General features: G+C 73.4%; 14 protein-coding genes and 1 pseudogene. 11 read left to right on the top strand and 4 right to left on the bottom strand.

The features are described 5' to 3' along the window. Positions 1-40: 40 nt before the first annotated feature. The 3 genes from ACA361_RS06180 to ACA361_RS06170 form a co-directional block, all read right to left on the bottom strand. Positions 41-190, bottom strand: a complete 150-nt coding sequence (locus ACA361_RS06180; RefSeq protein WP_375010780.1) for a putative leader peptide — start codon at positions 188-190, stop codon at positions 41-43. A gap of 75 nt (positions 191-265) precedes the next feature. Beyond that, positions 266-1519, bottom strand: a complete 1254-nt coding sequence (locus tag ACA361_RS06175) for a hypothetical protein (protein WP_375010779.1) — start codon at positions 1517-1519, stop codon at positions 266-268. A 270-nt stretch (positions 1520-1789) separates the two neighbouring features. Continuing rightward, positions 1790-2989, bottom strand: a complete 1200-nt coding sequence (locus ACA361_RS06170; protein ID WP_375010778.1) for a hypothetical protein — start codon at positions 2987-2989, stop codon at positions 1790-1792. Positions 2990-3259: 270 nt separating this feature from the next. On the opposite strand from ACA361_RS06170, the gene ACA361_RS06165 reads away from it, so the two are divergent. The 4 genes and pseudogenes from ACA361_RS06165 to nuoH all read left to right on the top strand — a co-directional run bounded on the left by ACA361_RS06165 (position 3260) and on the right by nuoH (position 6426). Then, the gene (locus ACA361_RS06165; protein WP_375010777.1) at positions 3260-3631 is read left to right on the top strand and encodes an NADH-quinone oxidoreductase subunit A; all 372 of its coding nucleotides are present in this window, start codon (positions 3260-3262) and stop codon (positions 3629-3631) included. A gap of 164 nt (positions 3632-3795) precedes the next feature. Beyond that, positions 3796-4278, top strand: a pseudogene (locus ACA361_RS06160) (NADH-quinone oxidoreductase subunit B); the annotation flags it as partial. Between the two features lie 644 nt (positions 4279-4922). After that, entirely contained in the window at positions 4923-5480 is a 558-nt protein-coding gene (locus tag ACA361_RS06155) for an NADH-quinone oxidoreductase subunit C (RefSeq protein ID WP_375010776.1), read from the top strand. Beyond that, entirely contained in the window at positions 5473-6426 is a 954-nt protein-coding gene (gene nuoH / locus ACA361_RS06150; protein WP_375010775.1) for an NADH-quinone oxidoreductase subunit NuoH, read from the top strand. The genes ACA361_RS06155 and nuoH overlap by 8 nt, the downstream gene beginning before the upstream one ends. Positions 6427-6444: 18 nt before the next feature. On the opposite strand, the gene ACA361_RS06145 is transcribed toward nuoH, so the two are convergent. Then, a complete protein-coding gene (locus ACA361_RS06145) occupies positions 6445-7395 on the bottom strand; it encodes a helix-hairpin-helix domain-containing protein (protein WP_375010774.1) in 951 nt (316 codons plus the stop codon). Between the two features lie 207 nt (positions 7396-7602). On the opposite strand from ACA361_RS06145, the gene ACA361_RS06140 reads away from it, so the two are divergent. From ACA361_RS06140 to htpX, 7 genes are all read left to right on the top strand, one after another. Continuing rightward, positions 7603-8043 carry a 4Fe-4S binding protein gene (locus ACA361_RS06140; RefSeq protein ID WP_375010773.1) on the top strand — a complete coding sequence of 147 codons (441 nt, stop codon included), beginning with the start codon at positions 7603-7605 and terminating at the stop codon, positions 8041-8043. Then, positions 8040-8600 carry an NADH-quinone oxidoreductase subunit J gene (locus tag ACA361_RS06135; protein WP_375010772.1) on the top strand — a complete coding sequence of 187 codons (561 nt, stop codon included), beginning with the start codon at positions 8040-8042 and terminating at the stop codon, positions 8598-8600. Before ACA361_RS06140 ends, ACA361_RS06135 begins: the two co-directional genes overlap by 4 nt. Beyond that, a complete protein-coding gene (gene nuoK, locus ACA361_RS06130; protein WP_375010771.1) occupies positions 8600-8980 on the top strand; it encodes an NADH-quinone oxidoreductase subunit NuoK in 381 nt (126 codons plus the stop codon). Before ACA361_RS06135 ends, nuoK begins: the two co-directional genes overlap by 1 nt. Continuing rightward, on the top strand, positions 8977-10905 hold the full coding sequence (locus ACA361_RS06125) for an NADH-quinone oxidoreductase subunit L (protein ID WP_375010770.1): 1929 nt from the start codon (positions 8977-8979) through the stop codon (positions 10903-10905). Before nuoK ends, ACA361_RS06125 begins: the two co-directional genes overlap by 4 nt. 11 nt (positions 10906-10916) lie before the next feature. Beyond that, positions 10917-12395, top strand: coding sequence for a NuoM family protein (locus tag ACA361_RS06120; RefSeq protein ID WP_375010769.1), 1479 nt, complete (start codon positions 10917-10919; stop codon positions 12393-12395). A 1-nt stretch (position 12396) separates the two neighbouring features. After that, positions 12397-13851: an NADH-quinone oxidoreductase subunit N gene (locus tag ACA361_RS06115; protein WP_375010768.1), complete on the top strand. Its 1455-nt coding sequence runs from the start codon at positions 12397-12399 to the stop codon at positions 13849-13851. Between the two features lie 70 nt (positions 13852-13921). After that, on the top strand, positions 13922-14776 hold the full coding sequence (gene htpX / locus ACA361_RS06110; RefSeq protein ID WP_375010767.1) for a zinc metalloprotease HtpX: 855 nt from the start codon (positions 13922-13924) through the stop codon (positions 14774-14776). Positions 14777-14850 lie beyond the last annotated feature (74 nt).

The raw sequence follows: 14850 nt of genomic DNA, 5'->3' as shown, positions 1-14850 counted from the left end.
AGGTCCTATCCGGTGGTACGACCTGGACGGTGCCCCGGGTTCATCCTGAACACAGGCAGCTGGCCAGGCGGCACAGGTCGACATGAAGGCGCCGCACGAGCCTTGGGGGGTGAGGTGAGGAGCCGGGGCTCCCCGGGGGCACGGAGTTCACGCCCCGAACTATAGACAGAGGCCGGATGTCCCGTTCCATCCGGCCCCGTACCCGCATGGCCACTGTCCCGTTCCGGGGCGTTCGCGTGCTTCCGGCCCGGCGGGGCCCCGCCCGCTAGGGGGCGGGCGACGCGGTGGCCGTGGCCGTCCCCTGCGGCGACGGCGTCCCGGACGGCGCCACCGCGGCCCGCTCGCGGTCGACCAGCGCCAGCATCCGGGCCAGATCGGACGCGGCGACCGCCTCGCCGAGCACCCGGGCGTGCGCCTCGTACCGGTGCTCGCCCGGGTCGTCCTGGGCCGCCCGCATCCAGGTCCGCCAGCCGCGGCTCTCCACCGTGCACCGCAGCGTCGGCTTCCGGTCGGTGGGCACGGCGGCCGAGGTGGTGCACGAGCCCAGCGTCCGGCCCTCCGCCGTGATCGTCGCGAGCAGCGAGGCGCGGGCGCCGTCCGGCACCGTCCCGGCCGGCACGGTCAGCGTCGCCTTCACGTTCAGCGTGCAGCCGCTGGTGTTGTCGTTGCAGTTGATGAACGCCGGCTTGCCCGGCTCGAAGCGCAGCGCCGGGTCGGCGGCGCCGCCCAGCGCGGCCACCCGCGGCCGCAGCTGCCTGATCGCCAGCGCCGGGTCCGCGAGCGGGACGGCGGTGAGCAGCGGATCGCCCTGGCCCGCCGTCCGCACCTGGAGCAGCCGGTGCGGCGCGGCCTTGGCGATGAAGTAGTCGGCCCTGGCCGTCTTGACCCGGTACGCGGGCGTACCGCCGGCGTTCTCGGTCGCCGGTTTCCGGGACGCCTTGGCCAGCGTGCGGGCGATCGCCTCCGGGCCCAGCACGTCCCGGACCGCCGCCACCCCCGGGAACGACGTCGGCACCTTGGTCCAGCGGTTCGCGAAGCTGCTCGCGCGGGCCGCCTCCGTGGTGTAAGCGCGCCAGAACGCCGGCCCGCCCTTGACGTACGTGGAGCCCTCGACCGCGACCAGGTCGGCCTCCGGCCCGCCCGGCGCCGCGAGCGTTCCGGTGGCCAGCCCGGAGCGGGTGACCTTCAGGCGCAGCCGTACCGGCTTGCCCTGCATCGTCACGGTCCCGTCGTACCGGACGCCCGGCAGCGACTTCAGGTCGCGGCCCGCCTCCCGGGACCAGGCGGGCGGCGCGGGCGTCTCCGTCGCGCCGCTCCGGCCCGCGTCGTCATCGCGGGTCGCGATGACGCCGAACGCCACGACCGCGGCCGTCACGGCCACCACCGCCCCCGCGACGGCCAGCAGCCGGCGGCGCGGCCGCCCGTTCCGCTGGCGGTTGCCCGGCGGCTGCGACCCCGGCATCGGGAACGGCTGCATCGGCTGGTCCGGCCCGCCGGGCGGCTGGGGCGGCCCTCCCATGGGCCGCGGCGGGAGCGGTGACATCGGCGGCGGAGGCGTTCCGGGACCCGAAAGAGGAGGTCGGGGGCCCACGGGCGGCGGCCCCCCGGGTTCGACGCTCACTCGGCGCTCATTCTGCTGACATCCGGCATCACAGACATAGAGTGCCGGACGATCCGACCACTCGCAGCAGGACGGCGGATCATCCGGCACTCGCCGGGTCGTTCCGTATGGAGCCGTTCGGCGCCCGTTCAGGCCGTATTCAGCGGCTCCTCCCGGGCGCCCGCCCGGTCACTCCGAGTCGAGACCCCGCTGGAGGGCCTGCACGTCGGCGGCCGTCGCCCCGACCGCCATCGGCGTCGCGGCCACCCACACGCGGCGGACGTTCTTGCCGCTGCGGGCCCACTCGCCGCCGGAGATCGTGCACTGCACGCGCACGTCGTCCAGCCCGGTCACGGTGCCGGTCGCCTCGCACTCGCCGAACAGCTTGCCGCCGCCCTGCTCGGAGGTCAGCCGGAAGTTCACCTTGATCGGCACGGCCGGCGCGCCGCCCCGGGTGCTCCACACCTTCACCGCGACGGTGCAAGGCTGGCCGCCCTTGTCGCAGGACACGAACTCCGGCTTCGCCGAGTTGCGCGGCGACTTGCTGGAATCGAACGCGTCGGTCAGCTCGCCCATGGTGGTGCGCATCGCGGTGATGTCGCTGCTGCCGCTCGGCACGCTGACGTCGGCGGAGACCCGCGGCGACGAGGTGCTCTCGTACCGCAGCAGCTCCGGCTCGTCGCCGTCGCTCACGTAGAAGGTCGACAGGGTGCTGCGGATCCTGATCGCCTTCTGGCCGTTGACCGTGGTCTCACTCTCGCGCAGGTTGTACCGGCTGTTCTGCCGCAGCTCGGTCGCGAGCGCCGACGGCGTCAGGTCGCGGTCGAACTTCACGCTCAGGTCGGTGTCGTCGACCAGGCCCCACTGGTCGCCGTCCTTGAGGAAGCGGTCGGACGTCGTCGAGGTCAGCTTGCCCTGCCAGTACGCCTTCGGCGCCTTGACGAAGAGCTTCTGGTCGGCCGACAGCAGCGTCACGTTGTCGCCGTCCCAGGTGACCTGGCCGGTGGCGCGGCCGCCCTTGGTGACGATCAGCTCGCCCTGGAGCGTGTCGGAGCCGGAGCTGAACGAGCCCTTGAGCTTGACGTTGCGCGCGCCTGAGAGCGAGGTGGCCGCGGCGGTCAGGCGCTCCTCGGGCGTCTTCCCGCTGTTCGCCGCCACCACGACGACCACCGCGACGATGATCAGCAGGACCGCGAACACGCCGCCGCCGATGATGGCGATCAGTGCGCCGTTGCCCTTCTTGGGAGGCGGCGGCGCCATGCCGCCCATGCCCATCCCCATGCCGGGCCCGGGCGGGGGCATGCCGGGGCCGGGCGGCGGGAACGGCGGCGGGGTGTTCGGCCCCGCGTACCCGCCGGGCCCGGGTGGTCCGGGCGGCCCTGGCGGCATGGGCGGTCCAGGGGGAGCACCCGGAGCACCGGGTCCACCACCCGGGCCCTCGGGCGGAGGAGGCGGCCACGAGGGTCCGGCAGGCGGTTCCCAGCCGGGGGGAGGTGGAGGGTTGCTCATCCGGTCACGTCCTTCCAGGTCAACTGACCCCATATGGCTCTCTAGTTTGCAGCAAAAGGATGACGATCCGTGCAACGGTTTAGACGCACCGCAGGGACGTGAGTTCGCCGTGTACTGGGCGATACTTGACGGGAGCCAGGGGAGGCAGTTGTGCCGGACTATTTCGACAGGTACGCGGCCGTGCTGGCGCTGGTCCTGGTCGGCGCGGCCATCGTCGCCGGCGGGCTCGGCGCCAACCGGCTGCTCCGCCCGCACCGCCCGACCGCGGAGAAGCTCACCACGTACGAATGCGGCGTCGATCCGGTCGGCGACGGCTGGGCGCAGTCGTACGTTCGCTACTACGTGTTCGCCTACCTGTACGTCGTGTTCGCCGTCGACGCCGTGTTCCTGTTCCCCTGGGCCACGATCTTCTCCGCCCCGGGTTATGGAATGACGACCCTGGTGGAGATGTTCGTCTTCCTCGGCTTCCTCGCCACCGGCCTGGTGTACGCGGGCAAGAAGGGCGTCCTGTCATGGGTGTGACCCCCTGGCGCCCGGCGCGATGACTGTAAGAATGCTCTCGTGAGCACCGCGAGCGGCCGCGCAGCGGCTGGACTGAGGAGCGCGCGCAGCGACGAAGCAGCGAGCACGCGACGAGGGAGGCCGCTGCGCGGAGTCGGCCGGGAGCCGGCGAGCGGAGCGAGCCCATGAGCACGGTCGATCTGCCGCCGCCCAGCGTCGGGCCTCTGTCGCGGCTCGCGCCCAAGCCGGTGAGATTCGTGCTCAACTGGGGGCGCCGCTACTCCCTCTGGGTGTTCAACTTCGGGCTGGCCTGCTGCGCGATCGAGTTCATCGCCACGTCGATGAGCCGGCACGACTTCATCCGGCTTGGCGTGATCCCGTTCGCGCCCGGGCCCCGCCAGGCGGACCTGATGGTCGTGTCGGGGACGGTCAGCGACAAGATGGCCCCCGCCGTGCGCCGGTTGTACGAGCAGATGCCCGAGCCCAAGTACGTCATCTCGTTCGGCGCCTGCTCCAACTGCGGCGGCCCGTACTGGGACTCGTACTGCGTCACCAAGGGCGTCGACCAGATCGTCCCGGTGGACGTGTACGTGCCCGGCTGCCCGCCGCGGCCCGAGGCGCTGCTGCACGGCATCGTCCGGCTCCAGGACAAGATCGCGGGCGAGTCGCTCGGCGAGCGCTACAGCGGCTCCGGTGCCGAGCCCTTCACGCCTCCTCCGCCGCCGCGGCCGCTTTCGGCCACCGTGCTGCGCCGGCCCGTCCAGCCGATGCCGGCCCCCGACGACGTCCCGACCCTCGGCCTCCGCACGCTCCCGGACGAGCCCGCGGAGCAGCCGCCGCCCGAGGAGTCCCCGGGCGGCCCGTCCCACCGCACCCTTGCGTTCACCCCGGTCGAGGACGCCGTCCCGGACCCGGACCCGGAGTCCGAGCGGGCGGCGGCGCCCGATGACGCCACCGTTCCGGTCGAGCCGCCTGCGGCGGAGCCGCGGGAACCGGCCGGCGAGCCCGGCGCTGCGAGCGTGCGGGCGGAGGAGCCGGCCGGGGCGCCCGGCGACGCGACCGTGCCGGTCGAGCCGCCTCCCGTGGAGCCTCAGGAGGCGGTGGCGCCGGAGAAGCCGCGGAAGCCGGAGAAGCGTGCGCGGACGCAGAAGGAACCGAAGGCGAGGAAACCGGAGAGGCCCAAGGACCGCGAGCGGCCGCGGCGCGACTCCGGCGAGCACGATCCGTCGATCATCCCCGGGCTGACGGACGGCGACGAGCGCCCCGCGGACGGCGGCGGCGACGGAGACGAAGGCGGCAGCGAGGCGGGGCGGTGAGCGCGGCCGCGGAGCTCACCGCCGCCTGGCACGGCCGGTACGGGGACGACGTGACGAGCGAGGAGACGTCCGGCGGCCTCGCGGTCGGCGTCCCGGCCGAGACGTGGCTGGACGCGCTCGCCTTCGCCCGCGACGACCTCGAATGCGGGTTCTTCGACTGGCTGACCGGCGTGGACGAGCTGGAGGACGGCTTCGCGGTCGTCGCGCACGTCTACTCGCTGGAGCGCCGCCACCACCTGCTCGTCCGTACACGGGTGCCGAGGGAGGCCCCTGCGCTGCCGACGGCCACCGGGATCTACCGGGGCGCCGCATGGCACGAGCGCGAGACGTACGAGATGTTCGGCGTCGTCTTCGAGGGCCATCCGGACCTCAAGCCGCTGCTGCTGCCGGACGGCTTCGAGGGGCATCCGCTGCGCAAGGAGTTCGTGCTGGCCGCGCGGGTCGCCAAGCCGTGGCCGGGCGCGAAGGAGCCCGGCGAGTCCGGCGGCGGCGCGCCGAGCCGCCGCCGCGTGCGGCCGCCGGGCGTACCGGACGACTGGGGCCCCCATGCTTGAGATCGTCGCCAAGCTGGCGCTGGTCGCGGCCGCGTTCGCGGTCCTGCCGCTGCTGGTCGGGCAGGCCGAGCACAAGGTGATGGCGCACATGCAGGGGCGCCTCGGCCCGATGTACGCGGGCCGCTTCCACGGCTGGGCGCAGCTCGTCGCCGACGGGGTGAAGTTCGCGCAGAAGGAGGACGTCGTCCCGCGCGACGCCGACCGCCGCGTCTTCAAGCTCGCCCCGGCCGTCGCGCTCGTCCCGTACCTGCTGGTCCTGATCGTGATCCCGGTCGGCCCGGACGGCCAGGTCGCGCTGGAGCTGGACCTCGGGCTGTTCTTCGCGCTGGCGGTGATGGGCGTCGGCGTGATCGGCGCGATCATGGCGGGCTGGGCGAGCGCGAACAAGTACTCGCTGCTCGGCGGGATGCGGGTCGCGGCGCAGCTGATGTCGTACGAGCTGCCGATGGTGTTCGCCGCGTCGTCGGTCGCGATGGCCGCCGGGACGCTGTCGCTGAGCGGCATCGCGGAGGAGTGGCGCTGGTGGTGGCTGCCGTGGCAGGCCGTCGGCGCGGTGGTGTTCTTCGTCGCCGGACTGGCCGAGCTGCGCCGCCCGCCGTTCGACATGCCGGTCGCCGACTCGGAGATCATCTTCGGTCCGTACACCGAGTACGGCGGGCTGCGGTTCGCGCTGTTCATCCTGGCCGAGTACGCGGGCATCGTGGTGCTGTGCCTGCTGACCACGGTGCTGTTCCTGGGCGGCTGGAACGGCCCGTTCCTGGACACCGAGCTGGGCTGGCTGTGGACGCTGCTGAAGACGGCCGCGCTCGCGTTCGTGGTCATCTGGCTGCGGGTCAGCTACCCGCGCATGCGCGAGGACCAGCTCCAGAAGCTCGCCTGGGCGTGGCTCGTCCCGCTGTCGCTGGCGCAGCTCGCCCTCACCGGCATCGTCCGCGTCGCCCTCTAGGACGCGCCGCGGGCGGCGTCAGGGCAGGAAGAGGGCGTACTCGGAGATCTGCGCCAGGAGCGCGGGCGGCAGGTCGATGTCGACGGCCATCTCCTCGGCGGAGATGAAGCCGCCCTGCTCCTCGCGCCGCCGGACGACGCGCTCGACGTGCTCGTCGGTCAGCCCGGGAAGCATGGCCAGCGCGGACGGCGGGGCGTGGTTGACGTCGATCAGGCCGCCGTCGTCGTAGCCGCGCGGCAGGTCGGGGCGGCCGATCCGCAGCTCGTGCGCGAGCGCCGGGTCCTCGGCGGCCAGCGCGCGGGCGTCCTCGCGGAGGACGCGGCGGTACTTGGCGAGCTTGATGGCGTGCTCGTTCCGCTGGCTGTGCGGGGCCGCCTTGGGGAAGACCGCGGGCCGTACCGCGAAGGCGTGGACGCTCCCGGCGACCCACAGCATCAGGAACATGATGGCGCTGAGCGCGCCCAGCATCGCGTCGCCGGACTGCGCCATCAGCATCGCGGTCCCGGTCGCGGCGCCGTAGCCGGCGGCGGTCGCGCCGAGATTCCACGACTGGCGGCGGACCGCCGCGTACATGAACGAGAACGGCGTGCCGAAGCCGAAGCTGATGAACGGGACGAACGCCCACATCACGCCGCGCGGTTCGGGCGGCGGGGCCGGCGGGACGGGCGGCATCGCCGGCATCGGGGGCGGGCCCGGCGGCGGGACCGGGGCCGGGGGCATCGGGTACTGCCGGCGCCAGCCCGGAACGGTCGGCGGGCCGGGCGGGTGCGGGTACGGGGCGCGCGCGCCCGGATGCGGCGGGCGCGGCCGCCCGTGCGGGCCGGTGCCCGCCGCGGGGCCCGGCCCCGGGGCCGGGTGCGGTGGGCGGCGCGGTGGCGGCGGCGCGTGCTCGCCTTCGTCCCTGTTGACGGGCCGGTCCTGGCCGTAGGGGCCGTCCTGGTCGAAAGGGCCGTCCACGCCGTGGGTCACGTCCCCTCCTCGGTGCACGGAGGAGCGGCCGGTCCCGGCCGCTCACGCATGGTTGGACGAACGCGGGAGTCACTACGTTCCCCTGCGGCGCTCAGTAAGGAATCATGATGACCCGTGGGACGGCTACCAGGAGGCGGGCTGGCCAAGGGGCTGGCGGTCACGTTGCGGACGATGACGCGGCGCTCCATTACGCGACAGTACCCCGAGGTGCAACCGGACCTCCCCCCGCGCAGCCGGGGGGTGATCGCGCTCTTCGAGGAGAACTGCACGGTGTGCATGCTCTGCGCGCGCGAGTGTCCCGACTGGTGCATCTACATCGACTCGCACAAGGAGACGCTGCCCGCCGAGGGCGGCGGCCGGGCCCGTACCCGCAACGTGCTCGACCGGTTCGCGATCGATTTCGCGCTGTGCATGTACTGCGGGATCTGCATCGAGGCGTGCCCGTTCGACGCGCTGTTCTGGTCGCCGGAGTTCGAGTACGCCGAGTACGACATCGGCGAGCTGACCCACGAGCGCGAGCGGCTGCGCGAGTGGATGTGGACGGTGCCGCCGCCGCAGGCGCACGACTCCGGCGCCGAGCCGCCCAAGGAGGTCACCACCGCGGCCAAGGGCGGCGCGGCGGGGCGGCCGAGGGGGCGGCCGGCGTGACCGGCGCCGAGGTCGTCTTCACGCTGCTGGGCGCGGTCGCGGTCGGCTCCGCGATCCTCGTGGTCACCACGCGGCGGCTGGTGCACGCGGCGCTGTGGCTGGTGGTGTCGTTCGGCGCGCTGGCCGGCGGCTACCTGGTGCTCACCGCCGAGTTCGTGGCGTGGGTGCAGGTCCTCATCTACGTCGGCGCCGTGATCGTCCTGCTGCTGTTCGGGATCATGCTGACCCGGGCGCCGGTCGGCGAGTCCGCCGACCTCGACTCCGGCAACCGCTGGGCGGCGCTGGCGGTGGCCCTCGCGACCGCCACCCTGCTCGTCACCGTGCTGGTGATGGGGTTTTGGGACGCGTACACGCCGCTGGCGCCGGGCGGCGGGTCCGCCGAGTCGCTCGGGTCGGGCATCTTCCGCACCTGGGTGCTGCCGTTCGAGGTGCTGTCGGTGCTGCTGCTGGCCGCGCTGGTCGGCGCGATCGTGCTGTCGCGCTCCGACATCGGCCCCGATGCCGACTCCGGCTCCGAAGAGGACGCCGGAGAGAACGCAGAGGAGGGCGAGCGCTGATGCATCTGGCGTACCCGCTGGTCGTCGCGGCGCTGCTGTTCTCCGTGGGCGTGTACGGGGTGCTCGCCCGCCGCAACGCGATCCTCGTCCTGATGTCGGTCGAGCTGATGCTGAACGCGGTCAACCTCAACCTGGTGGCGTTCGACGTGTGGCTGCGCGACCGGCTGCACGGCGGGCAGGTGCTGACGCTGTTCACGATCGTGATCGCGGCGGCCGAGATCGGGCTGGGCCTGGCGATCGTGCTGCTGGTCTTCCGCAACCGCCGGATGATCGACGTCGACCGGCTGCGGGAGCTGTCCGAGGACGGCACCGCCCCCGCCCCGGACCCGGGTCCGGATCCGGCGATCGAGTCGCGTACCGGGGAGGGCGCCGTCCGATGATCGCGTCCGCCTCGCTGGTGATCCTGCTGCCCTTCGCCGCCGCGTTCGCCGGCCTCCTGTTCGGGCCGGGGCTGTCGCGGCCGCTGCGGGTCCGTACCGCCGCGCCCGTCCCCGGCGGCGGCCCGCGCGTACCGGAGAAGGAGTGGCAGGACGCGGCGGAGACGGCCGAGCGGTCGCCGCTGCGCAACGGGCCCGCGCTGCTCGCCTGCGTTCCGATCGCCGCCGCGACCGTCCTCGCCGCGATCGTCGCGTTCTCCGCCTGGCGCACGCCGGGGGCCCGCACCGGCACGCTCTCGATGATCCCCACGGGCGGCGTGGAGATCGCGATCGGCCTCCAGGTGGACGGGCTCGCCGCGCTCGCCGGGCTGATGGTCTGCTGCGTCGCGCTCGCCGTCCAGATCTACTCGATCGCCTACATGGCCAAGGACCCGCGCTACTCCTCGTACGCGGCGTTCGTGTCGCTGTTCACCGCCGCGATGCTGCTGGTGGTGTACGCGGGCGACCTCCTGCTCCTGTACGTGGGCTGGGAGGTCATGGGCGTCTGCTCGTACTTCCTGATCGGCCACCACTGGGAGGACCGGGCCAACTCGCGCGCCGCGGTGAAGGCGTTCCTGGTGACGCGGCTCGGCGACGTCGGCTTCCTGCTCGGGATCATCGTCCTGGGGGCCGGCGCGGGGACGTTCGAGATCGCGGGCGTGCTCGGCCGGATCGGGACGCTGCCGGACGCGACCGTCACCGCGGCGGCGCTGCTGCTGCTCGCCGGGGTCGCGGGCAAGAGCGCCCAGTTCCCGCTGCACACCTGGCTGCCGGACGCGATGGCCGGCCCGACGCCGATCAGCGCGCTGATCCACGCGGCCACCATGGTCGCGGCCGGGATCTACGTCGTCGCCCGCCTCTACCCGGCGTTCCTCGCGGCGCCGGCGGCGCTGACCGTGCTCGGCCTGCTCGCGGTGATCTCGATGGTCGGCTCGGCGCTGGCGGCGCTCGCGCAGGACGACCTCAAGCGCGTCCTCGCGTACTCCACGGTCAGCCAGCTCGCCGTGATGGCCGCCGGGCTCGCGGTCGGCGCGGACGTCGGCGCGGTGTTCCACCTGCTCACTCACGGCGCGTTCAAGGCGCTGCTCTTCCTCGCGGCCGGCTGCGTGATCATGGTGGCGGGGTCGAACATGCTGCGCGACTACGGCGGCCTGCGGGAGAAGATGCCGCTGACCTTCTGGTCCATGACGATCGGCCTCGCGGCGCTGGCCGGGGTGCCGCCCGCGAGCGGCTGGTTCAGCAAGGACGCGGTGATCGAGGGCGCGCAGCACGCCGCGCTGCACGGCGGCGAGATCCCCGGCGCCGCCGCCTGGATCGTCTACCTGGGGCTGCTGGTCACGGTGGCGCTGACGGCCGCGTACGCGATGCGGACCTGGCTGATGACGTTCTTCGGGGAGCCGCGCGGCTCGTACGAGATCAGGGAGGCGCCGCCGCTGATGTCGTGGCCGGTCGCCGCGCTGGCCGTGCCCGCCGCGATCCTCGGCCTCTTCGGGCTCGGCGCCGCCGAACTGCGCCCGCACGCCGGCGCGGCGCTGCTCGGGCTGGTCTTCCTGCTGCTCGGCGGCGGGGCGGCGTTCCTCGTCTGGAACAGGGACCCGGCGCTCGACCCGGCGCGGGTGCTCGGCCCGGCCCGCACGCTCTTCGCGCGCGCCTTCTACGTCGACGAGGCGTACGCCCACGCCGTCGCCGCCCCGATCAGGGCGCTGGCGCGGCGCGTCGTCACGTTCGACGCGCGGGGGATCGACGCGCTCGCCGTCGGCGCGGCCCGGGGCGCGCGGCGCCTTTCCGGGCCGCTGCGGATCCCGCAGAACGGCAACCCGCAGACCTACCTGACCGGGCTGCTCGCCGGAGTCGTCGTCATCACGGCCGGAGTGGTGATCTTCCTGTGATCCTCATGCTGATGGCGGCGATCCCGCTCGCGGGCGCGCTGCTCCTGCTCGTCCCGCCGGACCGATTCCTGCCGGGCGACACCGCCGTACGCCGGTACGGACTCGGCGTCTCCGGCGCCACGCTGCTCGCCGCCGTGTACGCGCTCGCCGCGTTCGACTACTCGGCGCCGTCCCGGATGCAGTTCGAGACCGACCGGGCCTGGGCGCCCGCCATCGGGCTGCGCTTCCACCTCGGCGCGGACGGGATCTCGCTGCCGCTGGTCGTCCTGACGGCGCTGCTGACGTTCCTCTGCTTCGTCCACCTGGTGAAACATCCGCCGGCCGGCGGGTCCGCCCGCCTCCTCACCGCGCTCCTCCTGCTGCTGGAGGTCGGCCTGCTCGGCACCTTCGTCGCGCTCGACATGGTGCTGTTCTTCGTGTTCTTCGAGGTCGTCCTGATCCCGATGTACCTGGTCATCGCGCAGTGGGGCGGGCCGGGACGGCGCGCGGCCGCGTACAAGTTCATCCTCTACACCCTGCTCGGCTCCGGCCTCCTCCTCGCCGGGATGCTCCTGGTCGCGGTGAACGCCGGCACGCTCGACATGACCGAGCTCGCCGCCGGGCACGAGGTCGCCCGCGGCGTCCAGATCGTCGCGTTCCTCCTGATGGGGCTGGGCTTCGCGATCAAGGCGCCGATGTGGCCGCTGCACACCTGGCTGCCCGACGCGCACACCGAGGCCCCCACCGTCGGGTCCGTGCTGCTCGCCGGCGTCCTGCTGAAGATGGGCACGTACGGCCTCGTCCGCGTCGCCCTCCCCGCCGCCCCCGAAGGCGCCGAGTTCTGGGCCCCCTACCTCGGCCTGCTCGCGGTGATCGGCATCGTGTACGGGGCGCTCGCCTGCCTCGCCCAGCGCGACCTCAAGCGGATGATCGCGTTCTCGTCCGTCGGGCACATGGGCTTCGTCCTGCTCGGCATCGCCACCCTCACCCCCGTCGGCATCAACGCCGCCCTCTTCGGCAACATCGCGCACGGCCTGATCACCGGGCTGCTCTTCTTCCTGGCCGGCGCGATCAAGGACCGGTACGGGACCGGCGACCTGGACGCCCTCGGCTCCGGCATGCTCGGCACCGCGCCCCGGCTGGCCTCGTTCCTCACGTTCGCCTCGATCGCCTCGCTCGGGCTCCCCGGCCTCGCCGGCTTCTGGGGCGAGATGCTCGCGCTCGTCGGCGCGTACCGGCCGCACTCCGGGCTGCCGCGGGAGACGTTCGTCGCGTACATGGCCGTCGCCGCGCTCGGCGCCGTGCTGACCGCCGCCTACTTCCTGCGCCTCCTCGCCAAGATCACCCACGGTCCCCGTCCGGCCGGCGGCGGGCCGGCCGCGGCGATCAGCGCCCACGAGTACGCGGCGTGGACCCCGCTCATCGCCCTGATCCTGCTGGTCGGGCTCTGGCCCAAGACCCTGCTGGACGTGACCACCGCGCCCGTCCGCGCGCTGTTCGGAGGCGGCTGACATGATCCAGGGCATCGACTACGCGGCGATCGCGCCCCCGCTCATCGTGGCCGTCGCCGCCATCGCGCTCCTGCTCGCCGACGCGTTCGACGTCCCCCGGCGTCTCCTCGGCGTCCTCAGCGGCTCGTCGCTGCTCATCGCCCTCGCCGCCGTGATCGTCCTCGGCCGGGGCCCCCGCCGCGCCACGTTCTGCCTCCCCGAGGACCTGCGCGCCGGCGGCCCCCGCTCCTGCTCGTACGTCGCCGACGACTTCACCCTGCTCTTCCAGGGCATCGTGCTGGCCGCCGCCGTGATCGTCGTGCTGCTCTCCGCCCGGGAGATCACCGCGGCCCGGATGCCCGCCGGCGAGTACCACTTCCTCCTGATGGCCGCCATCACCGGCGCCCTCACCCTCGTCGCCGCCCGCGACCTGATCCTCCTCGCGGTCGCCCTGGAGACCCTCTCCCTGCCCGTCTTCGCCCTCGTCGCCCTGCGCCGCTACGACGGCGCCGCCACCGAGGCCGCCCTCAAGCTCTTCCTCGTCTCCGTCGTCTCCGCCGCGATCATGCTGTTCGGGATCAGCCTCGTGTACGGCGCCACCGGCTCCATGCACCTCGACCGCGTCGCGCCCGCCCTCGAACGGCTCCCCGCCGACCTCGAACCGGTCGCGGCCGTCGGCATCGTCCTCGTCATCGCCGGCTTCGGGTTCAAGGTCGCCGCCGTCCCGTTCCACTTCTGGGCGCCCGACGTCTACCAGGGCGCCCCGCTCCCGGTCGCCGCGTTCCTCTCCGTCGCCTCCAAGGCCGCCGGCTTCGCCGGGCTCGCGATCGTCCTCGCCCTCGGCTTCCCCGCGTACGGCCACATCTGGGGCCCCGTCATCGCGATCATCGCCGCGGTCACGATGACCCTCGGCAACCTCCTGGCCCTCCGCCAGCGCACCGCGATCCGCCTCCTGGCCTGGTCCTCCGTCGCCCAGTCCGGCTACATGATCGCGCCCCTCGCGGTCGGCGCCCACCGCCTTCCCGAGGCCGTCGCCGCCACCACCGCGTACGTCGCCCTGTACGCCGCCATGAACCTCGGCGCGTTCGCCGTCGTCACCGCGTACCGCCGCGGCGCCACCCTGGACGACTTCCGCGGCCTGGCCCGCAGCAGCCCCGCCACCGGCGCCGCCCTCGCGTTCTTCCTCATCTGCCTCGCCGGCCTGCCGCCCGGCGTCATGGGCCTCTTCGCCAAGGTCGTCGTCTTCCGCGCCACCGTCGCCGGCGGCGTCACCTGGCTCGCCGTGATCATGGCGATCAACACCGTCATCGGCCTCTACTACTACCTCGCCTGGGCGGCCCGCCTCTTCACCGGCACCACCGCCGCGCCCGCCCCCGGCGTCCCCGTCCGGGCCGCCGTCGCCGCCACCGCCACCGCCGCCGTCGTCCTCTCCGTGGCCCCCCAGCTCGTCCTGGAGACCGTCCGCTCGGTCACCTGACCGGGGGAACGTTCCGGCAGGTCAACCCGTTGACCCCGATAGCGGACGAACGACGGGGAGGCAGGCGCAAGTGCGGTTCAACGGCGTCAAGACGGCGGCACTGATCGCTGCGCTGTCGGCACTGATGCTCGCCGCGGGCTGGGCCCTCGGCGGCTCCGCCGGGCTCACCATCGCCCTGATCATCGCCCTGGGCACCAACGGCTTCGCGTACTTCTTCAGCGACCGGATCGCCCTGCGGTCGATGCGCGCCCACCCCGTCGGCGAGGTCGAGGCGCCCGTCCTGTACCGCCTCGTCCGCGAACTGGCCACATCATCACGCCAGCCCATGCCGCGCCTCTACATCTCCGAGACGCGCCAGCCCAACGCGTTCGCCACCGGCCGCAACCCGCGCAACGCCGCCGTCTGCTGCACCCGCGGCATCCTGGAGATCCTCACCGAGCGCGAGCTGCGCGCCGTCCTCGGCCACGAACTGTCGCACGTCTACAACCGCGACATCCTGATCTCCTCGGTCGCCGCCGCGATCGCCACCGTGATCACGTACCTCTCGCACCTGGCGATCTTCCTGCCGATCGGCCGCACCGACGACGACGAGGGCCCCGGCATCCTCGGCGCCCTCCTCATGCTGGTCCTCGGGCCGCTGGCCGCCGCCGTCGTCCAGATGGCGATCAGCCGTACCCGCGAATTCCAGGCGGACGCCTCCGGCGCCATGCTCACCGGCGACCCGCTCGCGCTCGCCACCGCCCTGCGCAAGATCGAGGCCGGCACCCGCGCCGCGCCCCTCCCGCAGGACCCCGAACTGGCCACCACCAGCTCCCTGATGATCGCCAACCCGTTCCGCGGCGCCGGCATCGGCCGCCTCTTCTCCACCCACCCGCCCACCGAGGAACGGATCGCCCGCCTGGAACGCATGGCCGGCCACCGCTGACAGTCACCTCAAGGTGCCAACCGTGTTCCCCGCGAACCCGAGGGGCCCCGGCACCGTCCTAACAACCGAGAGCG

The organism is Actinomadura sp. 21ATH (assembly GCF_041951345.1).
Classification (GTDB): domain Bacteria; phylum Actinomycetota; class Actinomycetes; order Streptosporangiales; family Streptosporangiaceae; genus Spirillospora.
The sequence above is the reverse complement of the archived record's forward strand: the minus strand, read 5'-3'. Positions and strand labels throughout refer to the sequence as shown.